The 23,812-nt window shown below is 60.4% G+C and carries 18 protein-coding genes; 10 read left to right on the top strand and 8 right to left on the bottom strand.

Annotated elements, in window-relative coordinates; translation table 11 throughout:
* Positions 1-47: 47 nt before the first annotated feature.
* From ROSERS_RS06805 to ROSERS_RS06795, 3 genes are read left to right on the top strand one after another with little or no spacing between them, the layout of a single operon-like run.
* Complete coding sequence (locus ROSERS_RS06805) at positions 48-1,163, top strand: ABC transporter permease (RefSeq protein ID WP_011956075.1); 1,116 nt, start codon at positions 48-50, stop codon at positions 1,161-1,163.
* Between the two features lie 12 nt (positions 1,164-1,175).
* On the top strand, positions 1,176-2,216 hold the full coding sequence (locus tag ROSERS_RS06800; RefSeq protein WP_011956074.1) for an ABC transporter permease: 1,041 nt from the start codon (positions 1,176-1,178) through the stop codon (positions 2,214-2,216).
* A gap of 8 nt (positions 2,217-2,224) precedes the next feature.
* The gene (locus tag ROSERS_RS06795) at positions 2,225-3,802 is read left to right on the top strand and encodes an ABC transporter ATP-binding protein (protein WP_011956073.1); all 1,578 of its coding nucleotides are present in this window, start codon (positions 2,225-2,227) and stop codon (positions 3,800-3,802) included.
* On the opposite strand, the gene ROSERS_RS06790 is transcribed toward ROSERS_RS06795, so the two are convergent.
* Entirely contained in the window at positions 3,793-5,160 is a 1,368-nt protein-coding gene (locus ROSERS_RS06790) for a nicotinate phosphoribosyltransferase (RefSeq protein WP_011956072.1), read from the bottom strand. The genes ROSERS_RS06795 and ROSERS_RS06790 overlap by 10 nt on opposite strands.
* 631 nt (positions 5,161-5,791) lie before the next feature.
* Between ROSERS_RS06790 and ROSERS_RS06785 the strand changes: the two genes are divergently transcribed.
* Entirely contained in the window at positions 5,792-6,046 is a 255-nt protein-coding gene (locus tag ROSERS_RS06785) for a hypothetical protein (protein WP_011956071.1), read from the top strand.
* Here the strand turns inward: ROSERS_RS06785 and ROSERS_RS06780 are convergent.
* The 3 genes from ROSERS_RS06780 to ROSERS_RS06770 are packed head-to-tail and all read right to left on the bottom strand — an operon-like array spanning position 6,006 to position 9,878.
* On the bottom strand, positions 6,006-6,563 hold the full coding sequence (locus ROSERS_RS06780) for a tetratricopeptide repeat protein (RefSeq protein WP_011956070.1): 558 nt from the start codon (positions 6,561-6,563) through the stop codon (positions 6,006-6,008). The genes ROSERS_RS06785 and ROSERS_RS06780 overlap by 41 nt on opposite strands.
* A gap of 2 nt (positions 6,564-6,565) precedes the next feature.
* Positions 6,566-7,507, bottom strand: coding sequence for a hypothetical protein (locus ROSERS_RS06775; RefSeq protein ID WP_157040991.1), 942 nt, complete (start codon positions 7,505-7,507; stop codon positions 6,566-6,568).
* A gap of 46 nt (positions 7,508-7,553) precedes the next feature.
* Complete coding sequence (locus tag ROSERS_RS06770; protein WP_011956068.1) at positions 7,554-9,878, bottom strand: RNA-binding domain-containing protein; 2,325 nt, start codon at positions 9,876-9,878, stop codon at positions 7,554-7,556.
* A 283-nt stretch (positions 9,879-10,161) separates the two neighbouring features.
* Between ROSERS_RS06770 and ROSERS_RS06765 the strand changes: the two genes are divergently transcribed.
* Complete coding sequence (locus tag ROSERS_RS06765) at positions 10,162-10,497, top strand: hypothetical protein (RefSeq protein WP_011956067.1); 336 nt, start codon at positions 10,162-10,164, stop codon at positions 10,495-10,497.
* Between the two features lie 77 nt (positions 10,498-10,574).
* On the opposite strand, the gene ROSERS_RS06760 is transcribed toward ROSERS_RS06765, so the two are convergent.
* Positions 10,575-11,372 carry an HAD-IIA family hydrolase gene (locus tag ROSERS_RS06760; RefSeq protein ID WP_011956066.1) on the bottom strand — a complete coding sequence of 266 codons (798 nt, stop codon included), beginning with the start codon at positions 11,370-11,372 and terminating at the stop codon, positions 10,575-10,577.
* Between the two features lie 10 nt (positions 11,373-11,382).
* Positions 11,383-13,224, bottom strand: a complete 1,842-nt coding sequence (gene argS / locus ROSERS_RS06755) for an arginine--tRNA ligase (protein ID WP_011956065.1) — start codon at positions 13,222-13,224, stop codon at positions 11,383-11,385.
* Between the two features lie 181 nt (positions 13,225-13,405).
* On the opposite strand from argS, the gene ROSERS_RS06750 reads away from it, so the two are divergent.
* Positions 13,406-16,090 (top strand): sensor histidine kinase, encoded by a 2,685-nt coding sequence (locus ROSERS_RS06750; protein WP_011956064.1) that lies wholly within the window; start codon positions 13,406-13,408, stop codon positions 16,088-16,090.
* Positions 16,087-17,262: a hybrid sensor histidine kinase/response regulator gene (locus ROSERS_RS06745; protein WP_011956063.1), complete on the top strand. Its 1,176-nt coding sequence runs from the start codon at positions 16,087-16,089 to the stop codon at positions 17,260-17,262. The genes ROSERS_RS06750 and ROSERS_RS06745 overlap by 4 nt, the downstream gene beginning before the upstream one ends.
* On the opposite strand, the gene ROSERS_RS06740 is transcribed toward ROSERS_RS06745, so the two are convergent.
* Positions 17,237-18,655, bottom strand: coding sequence for an FtsW/RodA/SpoVE family cell cycle protein (locus ROSERS_RS06740; protein WP_011956062.1), 1,419 nt, complete (start codon positions 18,653-18,655; stop codon positions 17,237-17,239). The genes ROSERS_RS06745 and ROSERS_RS06740 overlap by 26 nt on opposite strands.
* A 3-nt stretch (positions 18,656-18,658) precedes the next feature.
* A complete protein-coding gene (ychF, locus tag ROSERS_RS06735) occupies positions 18,659-19,741 on the bottom strand; it encodes a redox-regulated ATPase YchF (RefSeq protein ID WP_011956061.1) in 1,083 nt (360 codons plus the stop codon).
* A 400-nt stretch (positions 19,742-20,141) separates the two neighbouring features.
* On the opposite strand from ychF, the gene ROSERS_RS06730 reads away from it, so the two are divergent.
* The 3 genes from ROSERS_RS06730 (at position 20,142) to tgt (ending at position 23,728) form a co-directional block, all read left to right on the top strand.
* A complete protein-coding gene (locus tag ROSERS_RS06730) occupies positions 20,142-20,738 on the top strand; it encodes an RNA polymerase sigma factor (RefSeq protein ID WP_011956060.1) in 597 nt (198 codons plus the stop codon).
* Positions 20,739-20,760: 22 nt separating this feature from the next.
* Complete coding sequence (locus ROSERS_RS27140; RefSeq protein ID WP_011956059.1) at positions 20,761-22,407, top strand: DUF5667 domain-containing protein; 1,647 nt, start codon at positions 20,761-20,763, stop codon at positions 22,405-22,407.
* Positions 22,408-22,525: 118 nt separating this feature from the next.
* On the top strand, positions 22,526-23,728 hold the full coding sequence (gene tgt, locus ROSERS_RS06720; protein ID WP_011956058.1) for a tRNA guanosine(34) transglycosylase Tgt: 1,203 nt from the start codon (positions 22,526-22,528) through the stop codon (positions 23,726-23,728).
* The last annotated feature ends 84 nt before the right edge of the window (positions 23,729-23,812 follow it).

Below are 23,812 nucleotides of genomic sequence, written 5' to 3'. Positions count from 1 at the left end.
CTGCGCGGCATTTTCCCATCTTACCCATCCCCATCAGGAGCCGCGCGATGGAACGTGCTGAGTCGCAATCTCCCCCCCGGATGGATCGCCGGATTCAGATATGGGGTATGGTGCGTGCCGCTATTGTGCCGATGGCGTCGGTGGTTGTCGCGCTGGTGATCGGCGCCGCGATTATTGCACTCTCCGGGGCGAATCCGCTCGTGGCGTACAGCGCGTTGTTCGAAGGCGGGCTGGGGAGTGGGCGGGCGTTCTCGCGCACGCTCGAAAAAGCGACGCCGCTGATCTTCGGCGGTCTGGCGGTATCGCTGGCGTTCAAGTGCGGTTTGTTCAACATTGGCGCCCAGGGACAGTTGCTCCTGGGCGCTGTGTTTGCGGCATTTATCGGTTTCAGCCTGCCGGGGCTTCCGTCTGCGCTGCACATCCCGCTGGCGCTGCTGGTCGGCGCGCTCCTGGGCGCCTTGTGGGCGGCGATTGCCGGTGCGCTCAAAGCGTTCACCGGGGCGCACGAGGTGATCACGACGATTATGCTCAACTTCGTCGCCTTCAATCTGACCGACTGGCTGGCGGATGGACCCTGGAAGGATCGCACGCCGGGGAATATCGTGGCGCGTACCCCGGCGGTTGCGCCCGAAGCGCGCCTGCCCGATATTGCCGGGGCGCCGCTGGGGATCATCCTGGCAGTGCTGGCGGCGATTGCGGTCTGGTGGCTGATCTGGCGCACCACGATCGGTTTTGAGTTGCGCACGGTCGGGCAGAATGCCAGCGCGGCAAAGTATGCCGGCATTTCGGTGCGCCGGATGACCGTGCTGGCGATGGTTGCCAGCGGATTTCTCGCCGGGCTGGGCGGCGCCGTCGAAACGCTGGGTGTGGTCGGGCGGTTTCAGCCGGGGTTCAATGTCGGGCTTGGGTTCAATGCCATCACCATTGCACTGCTGGCGCGCACCAATCCGATTGCGGTCATCCCGGCATCGCTGCTGATCGGCATGATGCAGGCGGGCGCCAGTCGTATGCAGTTCAATTCGGGCGTGGCTTCCGAAATTATCGATGTTATCCTGGCGTTGATCCTGTTCTTCGTCGCTGCCGACAGCCTTATTCGCCGGGTGCTGCGCCTCCGCGCCGAAGAGGGCGAACGGGTGACGCTGAGCAGCGGTTGGGGATCGTAGCGGGAGGGCGGTATGCAGATCACCGGTAGTATGGCGCGACCGGCAGCGGCGCGGATTCCCTGGCTGACGATCGGGGCGTGGGGCGCGCTGGCGATCCTGGTGCTGATTGCCTATATGCGCGCACCGCAGGCGACAACCGCTGTGCTTACCTCGACAATCCGCCAGTCTACGCCGATCATTCTCGGCGCACTGGCAGGCATCATGTGTGAACGGTCGGGCGTGATCAACATCGGCATCGAAGGAATGATGCTGATCTCCGCCTTTCTCGGCTTTCTGTTCAATGTGTGGACCGGTGATTTGCTCCTGGCGACACTCGGCGCATTGCTGGTCGGCGCAGCGGTCGGTGCGTTCCACGCGCTGATGGCGATCACCCTCAAGGTCGATCAGATTATCGCCGGTACGGTAATCAATATCCTGGCAGTCGGAACGACCGGCTATTTCTACCAGCAGGGGTTGACAACCCGTGGGAAGTTGACTCCGGTGAGCATTCCTTTCCTCGCCGACATTCCAATCATCGGTCCGGTCTTCTTCAGCAATCCGCCGATCACCTATGCCTCGCTGATCCTCATCATTGTCATTCACGCGCTCCTGTTTCGCACTGCCTGGGGATTGCGCACCCGCGCCGTCGGCGAGCATCCGGCGGCTGCTGATACGGTTGGCATTGCGGTCAATCGGGTGCGCTACATCAATGTCATCATCGGCGGCATGCTCGCAGGGCTTGCGGGCGCCTTTCTTACACTCGAGTCGGTCGGCTCGTTCGAGCGCAATATGACCAATGGACGCGGTTTCGTGTCGCTGGCGGTGATGATCTTTGGGAAGTGGACGCCGTTCGGTGCGTGGGGCGGTTCATTGCTGTTTGGGTTTGCGAATGCAATGCAATCGCAGATCCAGTTTCTCAAAAATCAACTGCCGCCCTGGCTGGCGTGGATCGGCGATCTTCCGCCGCAGTTCATCGGGATGCTGCCGTATGTGTTGACGATTGCCGTGCTGGCAGGGTTCGTCGGTCGCGCCCGTCCGCCCGCAGCGATCGGAAAAGTGTATGAGAAGGAATAACAATAACAATGAGCGCCGGGTCTGAGATTGTTCTTGAAGCACGCAATATCACCAAACGTTTTCCCGGTGTGGTCGCCAACGAGAACGTTAGCCTGAAACTGCATCGCGGCGAGGTGCTGGCGCTCCTCGGCGAGAATGGCGCCGGTAAGACGACGCTGATGAATATCCTCTACGGCATGTACCATCAGGACTCAGGCGAGGTGTTGATCCGTGGCGAGCCAGTGCGGATCAGCGGACCAAGCGACTCGATCAGGCGCGGGATCGGCATGGTTCATCAGCACTTTATGCTCGTGCCGGTCTTTACCGTTGCAGAAAATATCATCCTCGGCGCAGAAACCGGCAACGGTCTCTTCCTCGACCTCAACGTCGCCCGCCAGCAGATCCGTGAACTGTCGCAGCAGTATAACCTCGCCGTCGATCCCGATGCGTATGTGAAAGATCTCTCGGTCGGTCAGCAGCAACGGGTCGAGATCATCAAAGCGCTCTACCGCAAAGCCGACATCCTGATTCTCGATGAGCCGACGGCAGTGCTGACGCCGCAGGAAACTGAAGAACTCTTCGCAATCATTCGTTCGCTGACGGCGCGTGGCGCATCGGTCATTTTCATTTCACACAAGTTGAAGGAAGTGCTGGCGATTGCCGACCGGATTATGGTGCTCCGGCGCGGACGGGTCGTCGGTGAGACGACGCCGCGTGAAGCCACCGAACGCAGTCTGGCGGAAATGATGGTGGGTCGCAGCGTTATGCTGGAGGTTGAGAAGGGGGAAGCGCATCCCGGCGCGCCGGTGCTGACCCTCGATCACGTAACGGTGCTCGACGATCGGGGGCAGCAGGCGGTCAACGAGGTTTCGCTCGAAGTCCATGCTGGCGAAATCCTGGGGATCGCCGGCGTTCAGGGGAATGGTCAGACCGAACTGGTCGAGGCGATCACCGGTTTGCGCCCGGTTCGTTCGGGGCGGGTGCTGATCAATGGGCGCAATGTAACGAATGCGTCACCCCGTCGCATCAGCGAAACCGGGTGCGCGCACGTCCCGGAGGATCGCCAGGAAGATGGGTTGGTGCTGACCTACAGCGTCGCCGACAATCTGGTGCTCAATACGTACTACATGCCGCCGTTTGCGCACGGCATCGTGCGCGATGATCGCGCGATCCTTGACCATGCCAGCCAGTTGATTGAACGCTACGACGTGCGCACGCCCGGTCCGTTGACGCCGGTATCGGCGCTCTCCGGCGGTAACAAGCAAAAGGTCATTATTGCGCGCGAACTTTCGCGCGAGGGGCGCCTGTTGATTGCTGCCCAGCCCACCCGTGGCATTGATGTCGGCTCAATCGAGTTCATTCACCAGCAGATCATCGCCGAACGCGACCGGGGCGCCGCCGTGCTGCTCGTATCGGCGGAACTCGACGAGATTATGGCGCTCTCCGACCGGATTGCTGTGATGTACCACGGGAAGATCGTGGCGACCCTCCCTGCCGCCAGCGCCACGCGCGAGGAGTTGGGGCTGCTTATGGCAGGCGCGCAACCAACGAATGTTTCACACGAAGCGGTCACCGACGGGCGCGTAACGGTCAACGCTCAGCGTTGAGGCGTCTGGACGCGCTGCAGGTCTGGGTTGTCGCAGGCGCGCCGCCCGACCTTCGCCATATCGTACCAGGTGTCGCCGATCTTCACCCGCACCACATCGGCGGTAAAATCGTTGTTCGTGCCCTCTTCATCGCTGTTGGAGAAGAGCGACGACCCCACGCCGTAGATGTCCACCGGCACCCCAAGTTCCTCGAAGCGCCGGATCTTCTTCGGACCGAAACCGCCCGTTGCGACGATTTTTACGTCACGGCACCACTGTTGCGCCGGTTGCACCCATTCCGGCGGCAGCGTCCAGCGTTTCCAGGCGTCATCAATCGCCTGCCGCAGGTAGAAGACCAGGCGCGGCGTCACTCCCATATCCAGTTTGCGATTGCCAAGCGGCGGCACGCTCACATCGCGCAGTTTGTCGCTGGTGTCGGGGCGCACGCCAAACAGTTTGTAGCGCCGCGCCTCCGTCGTCTGACCGCTGTCCATCAGTTCGCGGTACCGCTGGAACATGGCATCCATCACCGCTAGCGTCGTGCCGATGCAGTCGTTCTCGAAGTCGATCAGCGCAATCCGCGGTATCTCGATCGGGCGCGTTTCGGCAAATGCCAGCATACACTCGACCGTATCGCCGAGAAATGCCGCAATTGCGGCATGAGCAATCGTGCCGCCGCCGAATCCACCCCACCAGTCGCCCTGTGCATCGGTCGAGATGAAGGCGCCGAGGGTCTTGCCATAGTCGAGATTAAAGCGCTGGACCGCAATGTTGTAGGCATAACCATCCGCTGCCTGCACCTCGTGGGCGTCGAAGCGCGCCGGAAAGAAGAGCACCGGCTTGCCGCGCGCCGCCACCAGCACATTGTAGACATTCGTGGCGATCCGTGTGGCGCGGGTGAGCGTACCGAGAGTCGGCGTTTCCAGAAGCGCAAAATCCCGGTATCGACCGCGCACGCGCAACACCGGTTGAACATTGAGCGGATCGCCGTCGTAGCGCACGATCACGCCGTCGTGGACGGCATCAACTTCGAGCTGGTCGTAGGTATTGACAAAGTTGCCCTGGTCGTCGAAGTAGCCGGTGCAGAGTTGCAGCATCGCCAGCGCCTTATCGACCCCTGCAACGACCGAGAAGGGACGACGACGGGTGAACCATTGCATTTCGACCTCGATGTTGCCGATATCGACATCGTGAAGCGGAATGCCAGCGTTCGCCAGCCGTGGCGAGATGCCGCCGAAACGGTAGCCACGCTTCGCCAGTGCGCTCAGCATGCCAACAATGTTCTCGAAGTACTTGTCGGAGTACCATCCGGTTCGCATCCGTTCGGCATCGAGTTTGAACGTCTCGTTCGTCAGGCGACGGTTGTCGAAGATACTCATTGCCTGTCATCCCCAGACTATTATTGTTATATTGACACTATTATGTGTATGATATGGAAAGATCGGGGATTTGTCAAGGAGGAGCGAGAGGGGTATAGCAGCGACTGCACTCTATAACTGTTCACACCTGGGGTAACACACGCGCCTGGGAGCGAGGGCGTCCCGCCTTCGTCGTGACTATGAGGGCAGGATGCGCTCCTCACGGCGGTCGATGTTTTGGCACGCCCCTGCGTGCCATCTCCCGTTTCAGCCATCAGGACGCCCAGACTCCCCCTTCTCCCCTTGTGGGAGAAAGGGGATGGGGGGATTTCACAGGGGTAGATGTTTTGGCACGCCCCTGCGTGCCATCTCCCGTTTCAGCCATCAGGATGCCCAGACTCCCCCTTCTCCCCGTGTGGGAGAAGGGGGCAGGGGGGATGAGGGGCAACGGTGCACGGGAACGCAAAACATCGCTCATCTCTCCCAAAAACTCTACACGTGAGAGAGGATGCCCCCGCTCCAGGGAGAAATGTGAACACTTACTGCACTCCTTGACATCGAACATATGTTCTTGTATACTGGTGCTGTACTCCAATCCGGTGTGAGCAGGATATGCCAGTCGCCAGCAGCGCAGTTCGTGGAGGCAGCGTCTATGTATATGATGTGGTTCGATGACAATAACAAGAAACCGGTCGCGCGGAAGATCGAGGAAGCGGTTGCTGCCTATGTGCGGCATTTCAAAACGCGCCCCAACGTCGTGCTGGTCAACGAGGCGGATCAGGTGCAGCTTCCCGACATTCGGGTGCGAGTTGCCAGTTACGTGCAACGCAACAATTTCTGGGTAGGATGGGAAGATACTGCCGCGATCAACGCTGCGCCGCAGGTCGCCACCACGGGCACTCGTTGACCGCTGCCCACGCCAGGGGGTTGGTCAGTCCCTGCAACGGTTTGCACCGCGGGTCATCGCGGAACACACAGTTGTTGCATGAATGCACCGGCGCATGGCACTGCCAGCAGAACGGTGCAACGCTGTAAAGCGTCGCCTGACATTGCCAGCACATGATCTCGACGACGTCATTCTCGTCATACGGCGGCGGCGGAACCCACGGACCCGACCGGTCGTGCGGCGTGGCAGGCGCGACAGGTATCGGCTCGGACGCGGAAGCGCTGCGACCCTGATCACGCAACCACGCCAGCCCCGCCTGAGCAGCAGCATTGCGCGGGTTGATCGCCAGCACATTCTCCAGCGCGATCTGCTGATCCGCCGGATCATCCACTGCCCCGCTCAACCAGAGCCACGCCTGCTCATTCTGCTCGTCATGCTCGATGACCTGCATGAGCAGGCGACGCGCTTCTTCGCGTCGTCCTTCGCTCAGCGCCAGCGCGCCTTCGTAGAGCCATCGCGCCAGGTCAACGTCGCTCATACTCAACGTATCTCGAACAGCACCACCCGCTCGATGCCGCTGTTCACGCCGCGCACCACCATCGACCACTGACCGGGCGGGGCATCGTCGGGTGCGATCCACGACCATTCCGCCCGACCATCGTTCACTGCTACCCGCTCGACAGTCGCCTTTTCGGCGCGCCCATCGGGGCGGTTGACCCAGAAAATGACCCCTTCTCGCCCCTGCAAGCCATCGGCAAAGAACTGGAAGAGCGAACCTGCCCGTCCACGTCCTGGATTGACCCCCACGGCGGCTGCCGGTCGTTCGACCGTGAATGCCAGCGTCTGCTCGAATCGGCTGTTCCCGCCGACGACGCGGAAGCGCCAGATGCCGGGCGCCGCATTGTCTGGCGCCGTCCATGCCCAATCGACGCGCCCGTTGAAGATCCGCGGTTGCTCGACCGCAACCAGCGTTTCCTCGCTACCCGGCGCAGTCAGAAAGAAGCCGATAGGATCATCGGGGGCGAATCCGGCGGCAAAGAACACAAACCGCGTGCCAGGTCGTCCGACGGCGGGGTAGGCATTGGCATCCGGCGCAGCTGGCGCCGGCGGGGGAAGAATGGTGAACACCCCAACACGCACGACGCCGCTGCGCTGACCGCGCGCTACCAGCGACCAGTTCCCCGACTGTGCATCTTTGGGCGCCGTCCAGCTCCAGGCGGCGCGACCGTCGCGCGCGACGCGCCGCTGCAGTTCGCTGTCGGGGCGCGCAGGCAGGGCGCGACCGTCGGGTGTGTTGACCCAGATATCGATCCGTTCGCCGCTCTGGAACCCGTCCGCCAGAAAATCGAAGCGTGTTCCTGCCTGCCCCGACGACGGATAGACCGAGGCAGGCAGGATCGAGGATTCCGCCGCTGCACTGCGCTGTGCAACCGGTGCCAGCAGCGCAACCAGCACGAGGAAGATCAGCCTGGTGTGTTTCATCGATGTGTCCAGAACGTCAGCCATTCGTTGTGTTGATCACCGATCCCTACACATCGCCATACTCATCGAGGAGTTCGCGCCACTCGCCCGACAACTCATCGCGCCGCGCAGCGTAGTAGATATGGTCGATGCCGTTCTCATCACGGTAGACCAGATCGACCTGCTTGCGCATCGGACGCATATACCCCAGATTGCCCCACCAGCGCACTTTGCTCTCATCGAGCGGCATATCCTGCAATGCCATGCGTGCGGCGTACTGTCGCACCGTTCCCTCCTCGATATCCTGGAGGCGCCATGGCGCATTGCTCAGTTCGCCGGTGCGCAGATTGCGGAAGACGAAGCGACGATCACCGTGCTCATCAACGATGATTTCGACGACCTCGATGCCGGTGCGTGGACGTGGCACGCGAATCAGATTCATCCACGCCTCGGTCAATTTCTCGCGGGGCACGCCGGGGTATTCCTTGATCTCGTCCCCCTCTTTGCTGCGCATCATCAGATCGAAATAGACATTGCCCTGCGCATCGCGTCCGATGCGCCAGACCCCGCCGCGCCCCCGCCAGCGCGGGCGTCGGTCGCCCCAGGGCGCCTCACTATGACCCGGTTCTTCGAACTGATCCGGATCGCCGGGTGGTGCATCGTCGCCGAACGAACGCGGCTCATGTTCGATTGCATCACCGGCGCGATCACTGATCAACGCCTGCCAGGCAGGACTCAACCCCCAATCCGAGACGCCAAAAAAGATATGGTCGATGACGCCATTGACATCACGATGCACCAGGTCGTACTTGGTGCGATTTCCCTGACGATAGGCGCGCCACAATCCCAAACGCCCCTTCCACTTCACCTGGCTTTGCAGGTCGATCCGTCCTTCGCGCACATCCTCGTACCGGCTGATGGCATATGCCCACAGTCCCTGCGCATGATCGCGCGTGACGCCTGAGGTGGTGCGCAGGTCGCGCACTTCGTATAACCAGACGCCTGCCCGTTTCTGCGCATCGACGATCTCCACGCCGCTGCGCGGCAGGTCCAGTTCCTGCCCATTGTCGAGCGGTGTGGCAGCGCCTTCCGCTAATGCGCGCCGGCAGAGTTGAATAATCTCGGCGCGATCGGCTATCACCGTCTTGCCTTCCTGACGGGTGTAGATCACACCGTTGCGCCCGACATACGGCGGTGACTCGGTGGCACGCACTTCGACGCGCAGCAGATCGCGCCCTTCATACGCGATCAGTTCAAATATCAGGTATGGCTGAGGCGTCAGGTTTTCCTGCACGCTGCGCCGCAACATTTCGCTCAACTGGTCGGGATGCTCGACGCCGGTCAGTTCGGCGCCCGTGCCGCCGACGATCAGTGTTCCACCGCCGACATTCGCCAGCGCTGCGACATCCTGCCAGAGCGTCTCGGCATCGGTCTCCGCACGCAACACCTGCCGATCACTCTGAGCGCCGAAGCGGAGCGTATCGATCTCCCACTGTTTCTGATCGCGCTTGGGAACGCGCACCCGATCGAAATCCTGTGAACCGAACAGTTCCTTCAATGCCTGAAACGTCGGCGCCGGCAGGAGCAACTCAACATACCGGTCGCCAATGCCATGGCGATGCCAGCCATTCCCCTCACCGGCATTCACCCGCCGCAGTCGGTGCGCATCCGAACCCTGGATGCAGAACATGCGACGCTCATAGTGCTCCGTCTTGCCGTTGTAGAACGTTGGTGACGTAAACTTCTCGTGGTCGGTGTAGAAGTTGATGAATTCGAGCGCGTGGAGCGCCGGATGCTGCGTTGCCGCAACCCGCGCCTGACCGCTGGTACCCATCCGCAGCGTTTCGGTAATGACCCCGTTCGGTCCGTTCGCGTGGGGGGCGATCACAATGCCGCCAGCGCGATTGATGATCTCGTAGGCGTCGGTCACATGCCGCGTATCGGCAATCGAACAGGCGCCCTTTTTGAGCAGATCCGGCGGCACGCCGAGTTGCAACAGCGTCGCCTCGATCAGACTGATCGGGCGATCAGGAGCAAAGATTCCCAGAATGTGCGCGCCATAGTGCGATGTGAATTCAAACCCCGGCAGAACCGTAATATGCGCCAGTAAACGCCGGTACTCGTTGAGACGAACCTGTTCCTCTTCTGTGATGCGTTGCTGCCGTTCGAGCGTCTGGAGAAACTCGATCTCCTGACGCATCAATTCATATCCACGAACTGTGTTGTGATCGGTAAATGCGATGATATCGAGACCTCGTCGTTCGGCCTCCTGCAGAATGTCAAGAAATGTGACTTCTGGTTCCGCATAGTCTTCTGAAGCAGGAGTATGAATGTGCAAATCTGCTCGAAACCACCGCATTCCCCCTGACGAACCATTCCCATTTTGCGACATAAAGAACACTCCAGGCGAGAAATTCTGATACTCTGTTTTGTTTGCCCGTCCCTGCGCCAACACGATCAATGTGCGCCGATGGACTTCAGCGAACGTCAATACCTGCTATGACCACGACAGTTCTTCTTTTTTACGCTCGATCTGCCGTGCTGGACGACTGCCCACCCCCTTTCATGTTTTGCTAACGGTTTGCTTTCCCTGGTATCATACTCCAAAGCCGTTCTTTCTGCAACGCGCCCACTTTTTGCGCATTTGAGGTCTTTGATGATCAGGAGCAGAGCGTATGCCCGATCCTGCCGAGCAGATCGATGATCTGATCTACGTGCCCAATCCCGATTATCCCTATCCCTTTCCGACGCCGCAACCGCCGCACTTCTGGATGACCGAGCAGACTGGCAAACTGTCGGGCGCTGTCGAGCGCTATTTCAGTGGCGAGCGGCTATCGCCGGAGGATCTGCGGTTGCTGCAATCGTACCTGCGCCAGTATGTGGCGCGTGCGGTGATCGCCGAGGGGGTTGATCGACAGGCGCTATTGCGCAAGATCGAGACATTGAAAAACAACCGTGATGTCGAGCGGTTCGCCGATGAACTGGCAGATGCGGGAATCGAACCATTCTGACCGGTGCGGCGCTGCATCCTGATGCAAACGATGTCTGGCGCACCGCACCGATGACGCCCGTCAGCGTTGGATTGCGTTTATGCGCCTGCCCAGGCTTCGCGCAGTTCGATCAGATCACGGAAGACAAAATCCGGCTGAATGGCGCTCTGTTCCAGCATGGCAGGCGTCGTGACGCCGGTCAACACCAGCGCACTGGCAAGCCCCGCAGCGCGGGCGCCAGCGATGTCGGTGTCGAGTCGGTCGCCGATGGTCAGCGTGCGCGTAGCGTCCGCCCCCAGAATCTCGATAGCAGCGCGGAACATGGTGGGTCCGGGCTTGCCGATGACGAACGGTTCGGTTTCGGTGCTGACGCGCAGGAGCGCCAGTAACGCGCCGCACCCTGGCACGATCCCGTCCTCCGCCGGGAACGTTGTATCGGGATTTGTGCCAATGAAACGCGCGCCAGCGCGGATGAGCAGGCATGCCTTACGCAGGCGGCGGTAGGTCACCTCGAAGTCCATGCCGACCACGACGAATGCCGGATGTTCATCGTCTTCCACGAAGTAGCCATCATCGAAGAGCGCACTGCGCAGACCATCCATACCGATCACAAACACGCCCGTGCCGCGCGGCGCCTGCGTTTCGAGCCAGCGTCGCGTCGCCACCGATGACGTGACAATGCGCGCAGCTGGCATACGGATCCCCATTGCTGCGAGTTTGGCTTCGTACTGAGCAGGGGTCATTGTGGCGTTGTTGGTGCAGCAGGCATAGATCACGCCGCGCGCATCGAACAGCGCCAGCAGCTCGTTCACCCCCGGCAATGCCCGCGACCCGCGGTACAACACGCCGTCCATATCGAAGATCACCGCAGTGAAGCGGTTCAATTCGGGTATCATACGTCTCCGTTTACATGCGCTCAGGCGCCTTGATGCCAAGGAGCGCCAGACCATTCCGCAACCCCTGTGCCGTCGCTGCAACCAGGCGCAAACGTGCAGCACGCAGGGCGGGCGTCTCCGCCCTGAGAACTGAACAATCGCGGTAGAATGCTGACAGCGCCCGCGCCGTCTCATAACACCATTCGGCGATGACGAACGGCGCATACCGTTCACCCGCTTCGCGGACTGCGCCAGGAAGTTTTGCCAGTTGTTTGATGACCGCTGTCTCTGAAGGATGGGTCAGGAGCGCGGCATCGCCCCCTTCAGCGGCAATCCCTTCTTCTGCGGCTTTGCGCAGGATCGAGCAGCAACGCGCATGCATATACTGGATGTAGGGCGCACTGTTTCCCTCAATCGCCAGCATACGCTCCCAATCGAGCCGGATGTCGCGGCGCGGATCCTGATACAGGTCGTTGTAGATCACCGCGCCGACGCCGACTGCTTCGGCGATCGCCTCTTTTTCCGCCTCCGACAGGTCGGGGCTTGCCTGTTCAACAACGGCGCGCGCACGGGCGTGCGCTTCGTCGAGCAGGTCTGCCAGGTAGACCATGTTGCCAGCGCGAGTCGAGAGTGGGCGACCTTGCTGATCGAAGATCGTTCCAAACCTGACATGGATCAGTTCAATATCCTGGGCGTATCCCATCGCGCGCGCCAGCGCGAACAGTTGACGAAAGTGGAGTTCCTGACGGGCATCGACCACGTAGATGATCTTCGCCGGATGAAACTCACGCTCGCGGTAAACGATGCACGCCAGATCGCGCGTGTGGTAGAGCGTGCCGCTGTCGCTGCGTTGCAGCAGGAACGTTGGCAACTCCGGCGCCAGGTCATCGACCACAACCGCGCCATCCTCATCACGATAGGCGACGCGCTTCTCGATAGCTTCCTCGATCAACGCATCCAGCATCGGCGCGTAGAAACTTTCACCCAGGACGTAATCGAACCGCACCCCCAGACGATCATAGTTGCGCTGGTTGGCTTTGATGGTCAGATCGACCATCCATTGCCACAACTCGCGCGCCAGTGGATCACCCTGTTCGAGTTTGAGCGACCAGGCGCGGGCTTCATCGTCGTGGTTCGGTTGCGCTGCGCGCGCCTGCAATTCGGCGATCCATTCACGTTTTGCCAGCGCCTCCGGGTCGTTCTGTTCGAGGCGCTTTGCCCACCGCGCCGCTTCTGCACGCAGCGCCTCATCCTCTTTGACAAGCGCACTGTAGCGCGCATACAGTTTGTCGAGCGCAGCAATCGCGTCTTCGTCATCACCCTCCGGTTTGCCCCACCGCACAATCGCGGCGATATTCATGCCGAACTGTTTTCCCCAATCGCCCAGATGGTTATCGCCAATGACGCGATACCCGAGGAAATCGAAGATGTGGTACAGCGATTGCCCGATGATCGTCGAACGAATGTGCCCGACGTGCATGGTTTTTGCAACGTTCGGCGACGAATAATCGATGACGATCGTCTTCCCGGCGCCCTGATCGTCGCTGCCGTACCGCGCGCCGAGTCGCTCGACCTCGTCGAGAACCGCTGCTGCCAGACCTGGAGCGTCGAGACTGAAATTGACAAACGGACCGGTCGCCTCGACCGAGCCGATGAGCGAGCCGGCAGGAACCTGCGCCTTTTCGACGATACGCTGCGCCAGTTGCGGCGGCGCGATCCCCGCCTCTTTCGCGGCGCGGAACGTCGGAAACGCCAGATCAGCCGGGATGTTGGGCTTGGGCGTGACGAGTTCGATCAGGTGTTCGTCGACCAGATTGGTGCTGGCAATAACAGCGCGCGCTTCACGAACGAAGCGATCAAGTGCGTACTCCATAGAACCCTCAATCTGACTTGAACCAGGGGCAGTATACCGGTAACCGGCGCGCGATGCAACTCGATGCTGTAAGACAATGTTCATCTTCCTGCTTGAGCGTCGGCGGCAAGATGTGGTACTATTGACGCATCGAACCCCGTGTTTTGGGAGATCACCCACAACCTGTGAGCATCCAGTCATCATGGCATCTCGTCGGTCGTGGCATCTGACAGTACGCACCAGGATAACCCTGGTGGCGCTCGTGCTGGCGCTGGCGCCGCTGCTCTTTGTGAGCGCGCTCAGCCTTTCCACGCTCGACCGCGCCCGCAGCATCGCGGTGCAGACCGCATCCGAAGCCTTGCGCGAGCAGACCGAAAGCGATCTCGCACGCTGGGTGACCGATAAAGCCAACCTCTACGACGCGAAACTCGACCGCATCTATCATCAGGTCGAAACAATCGTCACGTACCGACCGGGAAACTTCTCCAATCCGACCGTCGCATCAGAGCGCGTCTGGATTGCGCCGGACGGTCCCACGCCAGCTGCGTTGCGTTCCCACGCCGCAACGGTGACGCTTGCCCGTCAGTACATCCCGCTCCTGCGCGCTTCGGTCGGGCAGGATGGCATGGTGAGCCTGGGGTATGTCGCGTTTGAGGATGGCGGGGTGCTCGCTTTCGACCAGGATATCATCGATGTTCTCGATGCGATCAAGCCCTTTGACCCGCGCAAACGCAGCTGGTATATCGCTGCCCGTGATGCTGGCAGAACCGTATGGGTCGATACCTATGTCGATGCCAATACCAAGAAACTGACAACCACCTGCGCCGCGCCGCTCTACGACGAACGAGGCGCTTTCATCGGCGTCGTTGGCTTTGATGTGCTGTTGGAAACGATCCAGCAGGATATTCTTTCGATTGATATTCCGCCGGGCGGTTCGGCATTTTTGATCAATCAGCGTGGCGATGTGCTGCTCCACAACAACCTGCTGAATCGGCAGGGGCGGTGGGATCAACCGATTGCAACCGACAATCTGTTGAACGATCCCAATCCGCAGTTGCGCGACGCTGCTGCGCGCATGACGCGCGCGGATCAGGGCGTCGTGCGCATGATGTTGCAGGATGAAGAAGTATATCTGGCATTCGCGCCGATTGCCAGTGCAGGCTGGAGTGTCGGGATCGTCATCCCGGTTGCCGAAGTCACCGGGTTCGTTCAGCAGGTCAGTGAAGCGATCACCAGGCGGCAGGAGACGCTGAGCGGTCAGATCGTCGCAGTGATTGTGCTGAGCGTTGTTGTGGTGGCGGTGCTCAGCATGCCAGCGGCGCTGATCCTGACGCGCCCGTTGCGTGAGTTGCAGGCGGCGGCGCAGCGGGTCGCCGCCGGTGATCTGACCTATCGCGTACCGGAAGAGGGCGCTCCAGAAATTGCCAATGTCGGTCGTTCATTCAACACCATGACCGACGCCTTGCGCGAGAAGATCGGTGAACTGGAGCTGAACCTGCGTCAACTGGCGGCGCTGAACGATATGTCCAACCGCTTCCGCACGATTGCATCGGTGCGAGATCAACTCGACGCTATTCCGCGCGGGGTGTGCGAATGTCTGGATTTCGATCGCGCTGTCCTGTACCTGATCGAACAGCGCACGCTGCGCCCGGTGAGCGCATGGGTCGGCGAGGGTGACGCCGATCAGGTTGCCCGGCTTCTGGCGGATGCGGCGCCAATCTCGCTCGATAGCGACTCCATGGCGGCGGATGTGGTCCGCAGCGGGCAGGCGGTGATCATCGGCGAACCGTCCGATCAGGCGCTATGGGGCGCATCGGTGCAGGCGCCGCTGTTTGGTCACGAGAAGCGCGTGATCGGGCTGCTGGCAGCCGCCTTCGACGAACCAGGACGCACGCCGACGGCGCGTGACGCGGCACAGTTGATGACCTATGCCGGTATGTCCGGTCTGGCGCTTGAGAATACGATGCTCTACGCCGATCTCGAGCGCCAGGTCGCGCAGCGTACCGCCGAGTTGCGCACCGCCCTGGCGCGCGCCCAGGAGGCGGATCGGCTGAAAGGGCAGTTCCTGGCGGCAGTTTCACACGAACTGCGCACGCCGCTCAATGCCATCATCGGGTTTTCAACCGTCATGCTCGATGAGATCGATGGTCCTGTCACACCGCTGCAACGCGAGGATTTGAAGATCATCAACCGGAATGGTCGCTTCCTGCTGCACCTGATCGACGATCTCCTCGATCTGGCGCGTATCGAGGCGGGCAAGATCGAACTGGAACTGGCGCCGGTTGACGTGCGCGCCCTGATTGTTGAGGTGACCGAAACGGTGCAGGGGTTGCTGCACAACCGCCCGATTACGCTCAACCTGGCGTTGCCTGAACGCCTGCCGTATGCGTATGCCGACGCCGCCAGAATTCGTCAGGTGTTGCTGAACCTGTTGTCCAACGCGGTCAAGTTTACGAAGCGGGGAAGTATCGACATCAGCGCACGGTGTGTGGCGGCGCCCGACACACAGCCTGGCACGAAAAGCGCAGGTGCGGTGATTGTGCGCAACGGGCAGCGCCTGCATCCCTACATCGCCGTCAGTGTTCGCGATACCGGCGTTGGTATTGCGCCGGAAGATCTCACACGCATCTTCGAGGCGTTCCATCAGGTGCGTGCCGGCGACCGACAGCACGGCAGCGGGTTGGGTCTGGCGATCAGCCGACGTCTGATCGAAGCGCACGGCGGACGTATCTGGGCAGAGAGCGAACCAGGCAAGGGGAGTGTCTTCACGTTCATTCTTCCATGCACGTTTGTGAAGCGCAATGGCCGACTGGAAGGCAACGAGGAACCTGCGGATGCGTCAGGCGTCAGGCATGTTGAAGTGCAAACGTCACTCATCGACCAATGAGCGATCCAACGACCATTCTGTACATCGAAGACAACCACGATAATCAGTTGCTGGTGCGCCGCATTCTGGAAGCGCGCGGATATGCGCTGCGGATATGCGAAGATGGACCGGCAGGCATTGCATTGGCGCGCGAGAGTCAACCGGCGCTCATCCTGATCGACATCAATATTGCGGGAATGGACGGGTATGAAACGACGACTCGCCTGCGCAGCCTGCCGCACCTGCGCACGACGCCGATCATTGCCATCACTGCCGATGCCCGTCCTGGAACCCGCGAACGCGCACTGACCGCCGGATGTGACGGGTTCATTCTCAAGCCAATCGATCCGCGCATGCTGCCCGATCAGATTGCCGAATTTCTCGGCGGGAAACGCGAACTGCTTCCCAAAGGCATGGAGATGACCATGCTACGCGAGTACAACGCCCGCCTGGTCGAACGACTCGAGCAGCAGGTGCGTGAGTTGAGCGCGCGCAACGCGGAACTTCAGGAACTCGACCGTCTGAAGAGCACCTTTCTTGCCACTCTTTCCCACGAGTTGCGCACACCGCTCACAGCGATTCTGGGCTACCTGGAACTGTTCGAGCGACGCGCGTTTGGACTACTCACCGACGTGCAGGGTCAGGCGATTGGGGTTATCGCGCGCAATGCGCGTATTCTCTCGCGCATCCTGAACAATCTACTCTACCTGCAAGAGGTGCGTTCAAATGAGATTCGCCGTGTGCCGGTGGTGATCCATGACGTGGTGCGTGAAATTATTGCCGAGATGCAGCCGCTGGCGCACGCCGCGCACCTCGAACTGACATCCTCGATTCAGCCAACCGCTGTATATATGGGTGACCCGATCGGCATCGGGCAGGCATTGCGCGCTCTGATCGACAATGCTGTGAAGTTTACTCCTGCGCCGGGGCGCATCTCCGTCACAGTGATTGATGAACCATCGCGGGTGCTGGTGCGAGTAGAGGATACCGGGATCGGCATCCCGGCGGAAGCGCACGAAAAGATTTTCTTGCCGTTTTATCAGATCGACGATACGCTGGCGCGTCCATACGCTGGCGTCGGATTGGGACTGGCCATCGCCAGGCACGTCATCGAGGCGCACGGCGGTCAGATAAGTGTGCGCAGCGCCGTCAATGCCGGAAGCGCCTTCACCGTTGTTCTGCCGCGAGGGTAGGAGCATTGGCAGAGATGCGCAGCAGCAATCCGACGATCAGGAAGTTTATAACTACCGATGAACCGCCATACGAGATGAACGGCAGCGTAATACCGGTGAGCGGAATTGCCCGCAGATTGCCGCCAATGATGATGAAGGTCTGCATCGCAATAATGGTCGTCAATCCAACGGCGAGGAGTTGTTCAAAGCCGCGGAAACGACCAGGAATGCGCGCTGCAATCTGGTAGCCGCGAAAGATGAGGAGCAGGTAGGCGATCAGCACCCCCAGGCTGCCGGCGAGTCCCATTTCTTCACTCAGCGCCGTAAAAATAAAATCGGTATGCACCGCCGGAATCACGGTCGGCAGCCCCTGACCGATCCCCGTGCCAAAAACGCCGCCGGACGCCAGCGCATAGATCGCCTGGACGATCTGATACCCGCTCCCCTGGGCGGTTGACCACGGGTCGAGCCAGATCGACACTCTGGTTCTTACCACTGCCACAATGTTGTACAGCACATACGAACCGGCGCCGAAAGCGCACAACCCGGCAATCACATACCATCCGCGCCCCGTTGCGACATACAGCATCGCCAGGAATACGCTGAACAACAGCAACGCCGCCCCAAGATCGCGTTGGGCGATGATCAGTCCCATCGCCAGTCCCCACATGGCGATCAGCGGCGCAAGATACGGGAGGGGCGGCAACGGCAGCGGACCCATGCGGTATCCGGCAGCAACGACTTCACGGCGCTCATTCAGGTACGATGCCAGAAAAATGACCAGGATGATCTTCAGAAGTTCGGACGGCTGGAACAGGAAGAAGCCGAAGTTGAACCAGGCGCGCACGCCGCTGTTGTTGGGATCGACGCCGAAGAGAAACGTCGCCAGAATGAGCGCCACACCGATCGTCAACCAGGCATACCGGTAGTGGTCGAGCCAGTCGATCAACGACGTGCGCTGATACCGTCGGAGGAGATCGTCCCACGGGACGAACAGGATCGTCGAGCAGACGGCGATGCCCAGCAGAACCCACAGCGCCTGGCGGTCATCAATGCCGGCAAAGCACGGAGTGAGCGTTCCATCGCGCTGCCGACACATGATCGAGAGCAGATCGGGTTCAAGGCGTGCAATGAGCATCAACCCCAAACCGGTGAGCAACGCCACCAGCGGGAGCACCATCTGATCGGCATTGGGCAACCGCCAGCTCAAACCGAGCGACATCACCAGAAAGAGCAGGAAGGGCAGCACCGAGGGCCAGAGAATATCGGCGACGCGGGGCAAAGAAATCGTCGCAGTTGGATCAGTCGTATCCACTGCCAGGACGACCAGAGTGTAGCCGGTGGCAAAGAAGATCAGTGCGATCAGTAAGAGGCGCAGTTCAGCGCTGCGCAGGCGCCACGGTCGTCGGAACATACGTCAGATGTTGAACAGAAAATGGCACACATCGCCGTCCTGCACGAGGTACTGCTTCCCCTCCATACGCACATGACCGTGCTTTCGGGCTTCTGCCATGCTGCCAGCGCGCACCAGATCATCGTAAGCGACGACTTCGGCGCGGATGAAGCCGCGCTGAATATCGGAATGAATGACGCCAGCGGCTTCGACTGCTGGTGTCCCGCGGCGGATCGTCCAGGCGCGCACCTCATCAGGACCGGCGGTGAGGAAACTGATGAGACCAAGCAGTTCGTAGGAGAGTTCGATCACCCGGTTGCGCGCTGGTTCGGTGATGCCAAGATCGTCCATAAACGCGCGGGCTTCGTCGTCATCGAGTTGGGCAAGTTCAGCCTCGATTTTACCGCAGAGCGTTGCTACCCCGCTACGGCGATGATCGTAGCGGATCGTCGGCGGATTCGTCAGTTGATCTTCGCCGATATTGATTGCAAGGAGCAACGGCTTGGCGGTGAGAAACTGATACCCGCGCAGCAGACGCTCTTCCTCACTGCTCAGATCGATGTCGCGGATAGGTGTGCCGCTCTCCAGCGCAGACTGAATGCGCACCAGCGCATCGCGTTCGATCAGACGATTCTCGCGCTCTTTTGCCGACATCTTGCCAATCTCGGCATTCAAACGCGCCAGGCGGCGCTCGATAATCGCCAGATCGGAAAACGCGAGTTCCAGATCGACCGCTTCGATGTCGCGTTGCACATCAACGCTGCCATCCGGATGCGGCACCCGTTCGTCCTGAAACGCACGCACGACGTGGAGCAGCGCATCGGCGCCGCTGATGTAATTGAGCACTACCGGAGGCAATCCGCCACTTTCCCGTGCGCCGCTGCTCAACCCGCCAATGTCGATGTACTGCACATCGGCATAGGTTACTTTCTTCGGATTGAACATGCGCGCCAGAACCTCCAGGCGCGAGTCGGGAACCTTCACCGTCGCCAGGTTCGGAGTCAACTGACCGGAACTATAGACTGTCGTTTCTGCTGTGCCGCCGGTCAGCGCGTTGAAAACCGTCGTTTTACCGCTGTTGGCAAGACCGATAATCGCAATTTTCATGGATAGCGCCGCCTGCGCGACTGCTGCCGCGCGTTGTGTCTTTTCCCCGCATCAGTATAGTATACCTGCCCCGTCGCGGCAAGCAGGAGCGACGCCCCGATGCTCGGAGCAGTTTACGTCTGCGTCAGGACATCGTTCTCGTGCTCTTAGCAGGATCAATGTGACACATGGTAGTAGAGAACGCTTCTATCTGAGCAGGACTTTGACCAAACCTTTACGAACTGATGCCTTTCTTCCCGCCTGCGGTTCGACTATAATAGGAAGTGCGCATTACTACAAAGATGAAATTTTCGTTATTGCACCGGACGTATGCGCGTAACTTCCAGCCGCTTCGTCGCGTTGGTATTGAATAGGCAACCTGTTCTTACCACCGGCGAGAACTACCGTGTGATCCAGGAATATGGTTGCTGATACAAACGCTGAACTGCCAGCCCTCATTGCCCGCGCTCAGGCGGGCGATGCAGCAGCGTTCGGTGAGTTGTATACACGGTATGCGAAATGTATCCTGCGCTACATGTATGTGCGCACACGCGAGCCGGAACTGGCGCAGGATCTGACCCAGGAAGTGTTTATTCGCGTCATCAAAGGGATTGGCGGGTTGCAGTATCGCGGAGAAAAACTGTTTTTGGGGTGGTTGTATACGATAGCCGGGAATGTGCTGGTCGGTCAGGCGCGGCGGCGGCAGATTGCAGCATCATCACTCGACGATACGACCGAGGTGACCGATCCACGTGGGCAGGACGCAGTGGCATCACTGTTTGAGCGTCTGTCGTTACAGCATGCGATTGCTCAGTTGACGGTCGAACAGCAACACGTGCTGATGATGAAGTTCTTTGGCGATATGACGAACCAGGAAATCGCAGCGACGATTGGGAAGACCGAGGGCGCCGTCAAGGCGCTCCAACATCGCGCAATTCAGGCGCTTCAGCACATACTTGAACAGGAACCGGGCGAACAACTGATGTCCAGGGCGCTGGGCAGCGCCGATGTTGCCTGATGGTCGCCCGGTGTGGAAAGCAATGATCCGTCATAGCCAACAGCAGATAGGGCTTATGGAGGCGCTCGATGTCGTTCTTGATCGCCTGTTGCGCGGCGCCGACATCGATGAGTGCCTGAGTCTGTACCCGCATCTGGCGGTTGAGCTCGAACCGCTGTTGCGTGTTGCGGGGATGGTACGCGCAGAGGTGACGCAACCGCTGCCGCCTGAAATGGAACGCTGGCTGGCGACCGGGGCGCAGGAGTTTGCCGCAATTGCCGATCAGATGCTTGCGCGTCGGCATGCCCGGCGCAATCTGCTCAAACCGCTGCGCAAGGCTGCCGTTCAACGTGTCCTGGTCGGCGCCCTGGCAGTGACGGTTCTGCTTGCATCGGTTGACACGGCGTCGGCGCAAAGTCTGCCGGGCGACCCGCTCTATGTCTGGAAAGTGGCACGGGAAGATCTGACGCTTTCGATGACGTCCGATCCAGTCCAGCGGAGTAAACTGCACGTCACCTATGCCCGCCGCCGCCTTCTGGAAATTAATGAGATGCTCGCCAGTGATGCGGCAATCGATCCACAGGCGCTCAGGGAGCCGCTTGCCCTTCTCAGCAGTCACATCCGCGGCGCTGTCATCGAAAGCCGCGACATGGATGTTGTCGATGTGTCGGTCGATATCACTGCACTCCTCGGTGAGGTGAGGACTGCTCTGTCGCGGCTTGCGTCGAAAGTTCCAGATGCCTCTCCGCTGCTCGAAAACGTCCAGGAGCAGATCGACTCGGTGATTGAACCGACAGCGTCGCCGGTTCCGATTGCGACCGCGTCGCCAGCACCCTCATTGCCGCCGACAACGCCGGTCGAAGCGCCGACAACTGTGGAAATCACGGCTCCGGAAGCTGCACCTCAGACCGGGCGCGAGCCTGAACGGGTCGATGCCGCCACCCCTATCGCAACACCGCCGCCGACCAGTCGCCCGCCTCGCCCGTCGCCGACGCCCGGTCAGATTGAGCCAACCGCAAGCAACGCCCCGGCGCCGACTGCAACGCCTGCGCCCCGATCACCAACGGCGACGCCGCCCCCGCCACCAACAATGACGCCGACGGCGCCGCCAACTGAGGCGTCGCCGACAAATACGCCGCTGCCAACCAACACGCCATCACCAACGGCAACGCCACCGCCGACGGCGACTCGTGTTCCACCGACCGAACCGCCGTCAGCCAGTTCGACGCCACAACCGCCGCCAACAGCGCGTCCGCCGCGTCCAACGGCGACACCACGCCCAACGATAACCCCGACGTCGGCGCCGACCGCAACACCGACTGATCCCCCGGCGCCGACTGCAACACCGACTGATCCCCCGGCGCCGACCGCAACGCCGACGCCAGCGCCGACCGCAACGCCGACGCCAGCGCCGACCGCAACGCCGACGCCAGCGCCGACCGCAACGCCGACGCCAGCGCCGACCGCAACACCGACTGATCCCCCGGCGCCGACCGCAACGCCGACTGAGACGCTGCCACCCACCCCGTCGATCACACCAACTGATGAGGCGGGACAACCAACGGTGACGCCAGCGGGTTCAGAGCCGTCAGGTATGCCGACTCTAACGCCAACACCAGCGGGTTCAGAGCCGTCAGGTATGCCGACCCTAACGCCAGATGACGCAGGCGCACATGGCGCCAATCTGTAAGCACGCTCGTCGAACGGGCGCTGCATCCTCGTACTATGCGCTTTGTGGTTGAAGGCTCCCTGTTTACGATCAGAACTGGTATAATGGAGCGTCTTTTGGCTGACGGTACGGTTCTTTTATGACACTGGCATTCGATATCGAAGCGCGCGATCCGCATAGTCGCGCCCGCGCAGGGCGCATCACCACTGCCCATGGAGTGATCGAGACGCCGGTTTTTATGCCGGTTGGCACGCGGGGATCGATAAAATCGCTGACACCCGATGAAGTGCGCAATCACGGCGCACAGATTATCCTTGGCAATACCTATCATCTCTACTTGCAACCCGGTCACGAATTGATTGCCCGTATGGGTGGATTGCACCACTTTATGGGGTGGGACGGTCCTATTCTGACCGATAGTGGCGGATTTCAGGTGTTTAGCCTGGTGTATGGCGGTATTGCCGATGAGATCAAAGGTCGGCGACCGACGCAACAGGTTCAGCCTGGTATGGTTAAAGTCACCGATGATGCCGTGATTTTCAAATCGTATATCGATGGTTCCATGCATGTGTTTACGCCTGAACGCAGTATCGAGATTCAGAAAGGCATTGGCGCTGATATTATCCTTTGCTTTGATGAGTTGCCGCCGTTTCACGCCGGCTACGATTATACGGCGCGTTCGCTGGAACGCACCCACGCCTGGGAGCGACGCTGTCTGATGTTCCACCGGGCGACGCAGGAAGGCGGGTTGCCGTTCGTGCCGCCGAATCCGTATCAGGCGTTGTTCGGCATCGTTCATGGCGGGGTCTTTCCCGATCTGCGACGGGCAAGCGCCGAGTATCTGCGCGAATTGCCGTTCGATGGGTTATGTATTGGCGGGTCGCTCGGCGAAAACAAACAGCAGATGCGCGAGGTGGTGGATATGACCGTGCCGCATATGCCTGATCATCTACCGCGCCATCTGTTAGGTATTGGTGATGTGGACGACCTGATCGAATGCGTGGCGCGCGGGATCGATATGTTTGATTGCGTCAGCCCAACGCGCCTTGGTCGCCATGGCACGGCGCTGGTGCGCGATGCGGAACGTCGCTGGAAATTGAATGTCGCCAATGCTGCGCTGCGCGACGACCCGACCCCGCTGGATGCCTGGTGTGACTGCTATACGTGCCGCCGCTATTCGCGCGCCTATATTCACCACCTGTTCCGTGCGCAGGAACTGCTCGGCATTCGACTGGTCAGCCTGCACAATGTCGCGTTCCTGCTCAAATTGATGCGCACCATCCGGCAGAGTATTATCGAAGGTCGTTTTGCGCATCTACGGGCGGAGTGGCTGGGGATCTGACGTTATGATTGACCGGCGCCCGGCGCAAGGTCTATAATAATCTGCCGGCGCTGCCGATAACCGTTGCGCCGTTGTTTAGGAGGG

The sequence above is a fragment of the Roseiflexus sp. RS-1 genome, assembly GCF_000016665.1.
Lineage (GTDB): Bacteria > Chloroflexota > Chloroflexia > Chloroflexales > Roseiflexaceae > Roseiflexus.
This window is presented reverse-complemented; position numbering and strand designations above follow the sequence as displayed.

What these genes read in the sequence shown, in the direction of transcription:
- ROSERS_RS06805 (WP_011956075.1), top strand. Translation starts at nt 48, where the DNA reads ATGGAACGTGCTGAGTCGCAATCTCCCCCCCGGATGGATCGCCGGATT.
- ROSERS_RS06800 (WP_011956074.1), top strand. Translation starts at nt 1,176, where the DNA reads ATGCAGATCACCGGTAGTATGGCGCGACCGGCAGCGGCGCGGATTCCC.
- ROSERS_RS06795 (WP_011956073.1), top strand. Translation starts at nt 2,225, where the DNA reads ATGAGCGCCGGGTCTGAGATTGTTCTTGAAGCACGCAATATCACCAAA.
- ROSERS_RS06790 (WP_011956072.1), bottom strand. Translation starts at nt 5,160, where the DNA reads ATGAGTATCTTCGACAACCGTCGCCTGACGAACGAGACGTTCAAACTC.
- ROSERS_RS06785 (WP_011956071.1), top strand. Translation starts at nt 5,792, where the DNA reads ATGTATATGATGTGGTTCGATGACAATAACAAGAAACCGGTCGCGCGG.
- ROSERS_RS06780 (WP_011956070.1), bottom strand. Translation starts at nt 6,563, where the DNA reads ATGAGCGACGTTGACCTGGCGCGATGGCTCTACGAAGGCGCGCTGGCG.
- ROSERS_RS06775 (WP_157040991.1), bottom strand. Translation starts at nt 7,507, where the DNA reads ATGAAACACACCAGGCTGATCTTCCTCGTGCTGGTTGCGCTGCTGGCA.
- ROSERS_RS06770 (WP_011956068.1), bottom strand. Translation starts at nt 9,878, where the DNA reads ATGTCGCAAAATGGGAATGGTTCGTCAGGGGGAATGCGGTGGTTTCGA.
- ROSERS_RS06765 (WP_011956067.1), top strand. Translation starts at nt 10,162, where the DNA reads ATGCCCGATCCTGCCGAGCAGATCGATGATCTGATCTACGTGCCCAAT.
- ROSERS_RS06760 (WP_011956066.1), bottom strand. Translation starts at nt 11,372, where the DNA reads ATGATACCCGAATTGAACCGCTTCACTGCGGTGATCTTCGATATGGAC.
- argS (WP_011956065.1), bottom strand. Translation starts at nt 13,224, where the DNA reads ATGGAGTACGCACTTGATCGCTTCGTTCGTGAAGCGCGCGCTGTTATT.
- ROSERS_RS06750 (WP_011956064.1), top strand. Translation starts at nt 13,406, where the DNA reads ATGGCATCTCGTCGGTCGTGGCATCTGACAGTACGCACCAGGATAACC.
- ROSERS_RS06745 (WP_011956063.1), top strand. Translation starts at nt 16,087, where the DNA reads ATGAGCGATCCAACGACCATTCTGTACATCGAAGACAACCACGATAAT.
- ROSERS_RS06740 (WP_011956062.1), bottom strand. Translation starts at nt 18,655, where the DNA reads ATGTTCCGACGACCGTGGCGCCTGCGCAGCGCTGAACTGCGCCTCTTA.
- ychF (WP_011956061.1), bottom strand. Translation starts at nt 19,741, where the DNA reads ATGAAAATTGCGATTATCGGTCTTGCCAACAGCGGTAAAACGACGGTT.
- ROSERS_RS06730 (WP_011956060.1), top strand. Translation starts at nt 20,142, where the DNA reads ATGGTTGCTGATACAAACGCTGAACTGCCAGCCCTCATTGCCCGCGCT.
- ROSERS_RS27140 (WP_011956059.1), top strand. Translation starts at nt 20,761, where the DNA reads ATGATCCGTCATAGCCAACAGCAGATAGGGCTTATGGAGGCGCTCGAT.
- tgt (WP_011956058.1), top strand. Translation starts at nt 22,526, where the DNA reads ATGACACTGGCATTCGATATCGAAGCGCGCGATCCGCATAGTCGCGCC.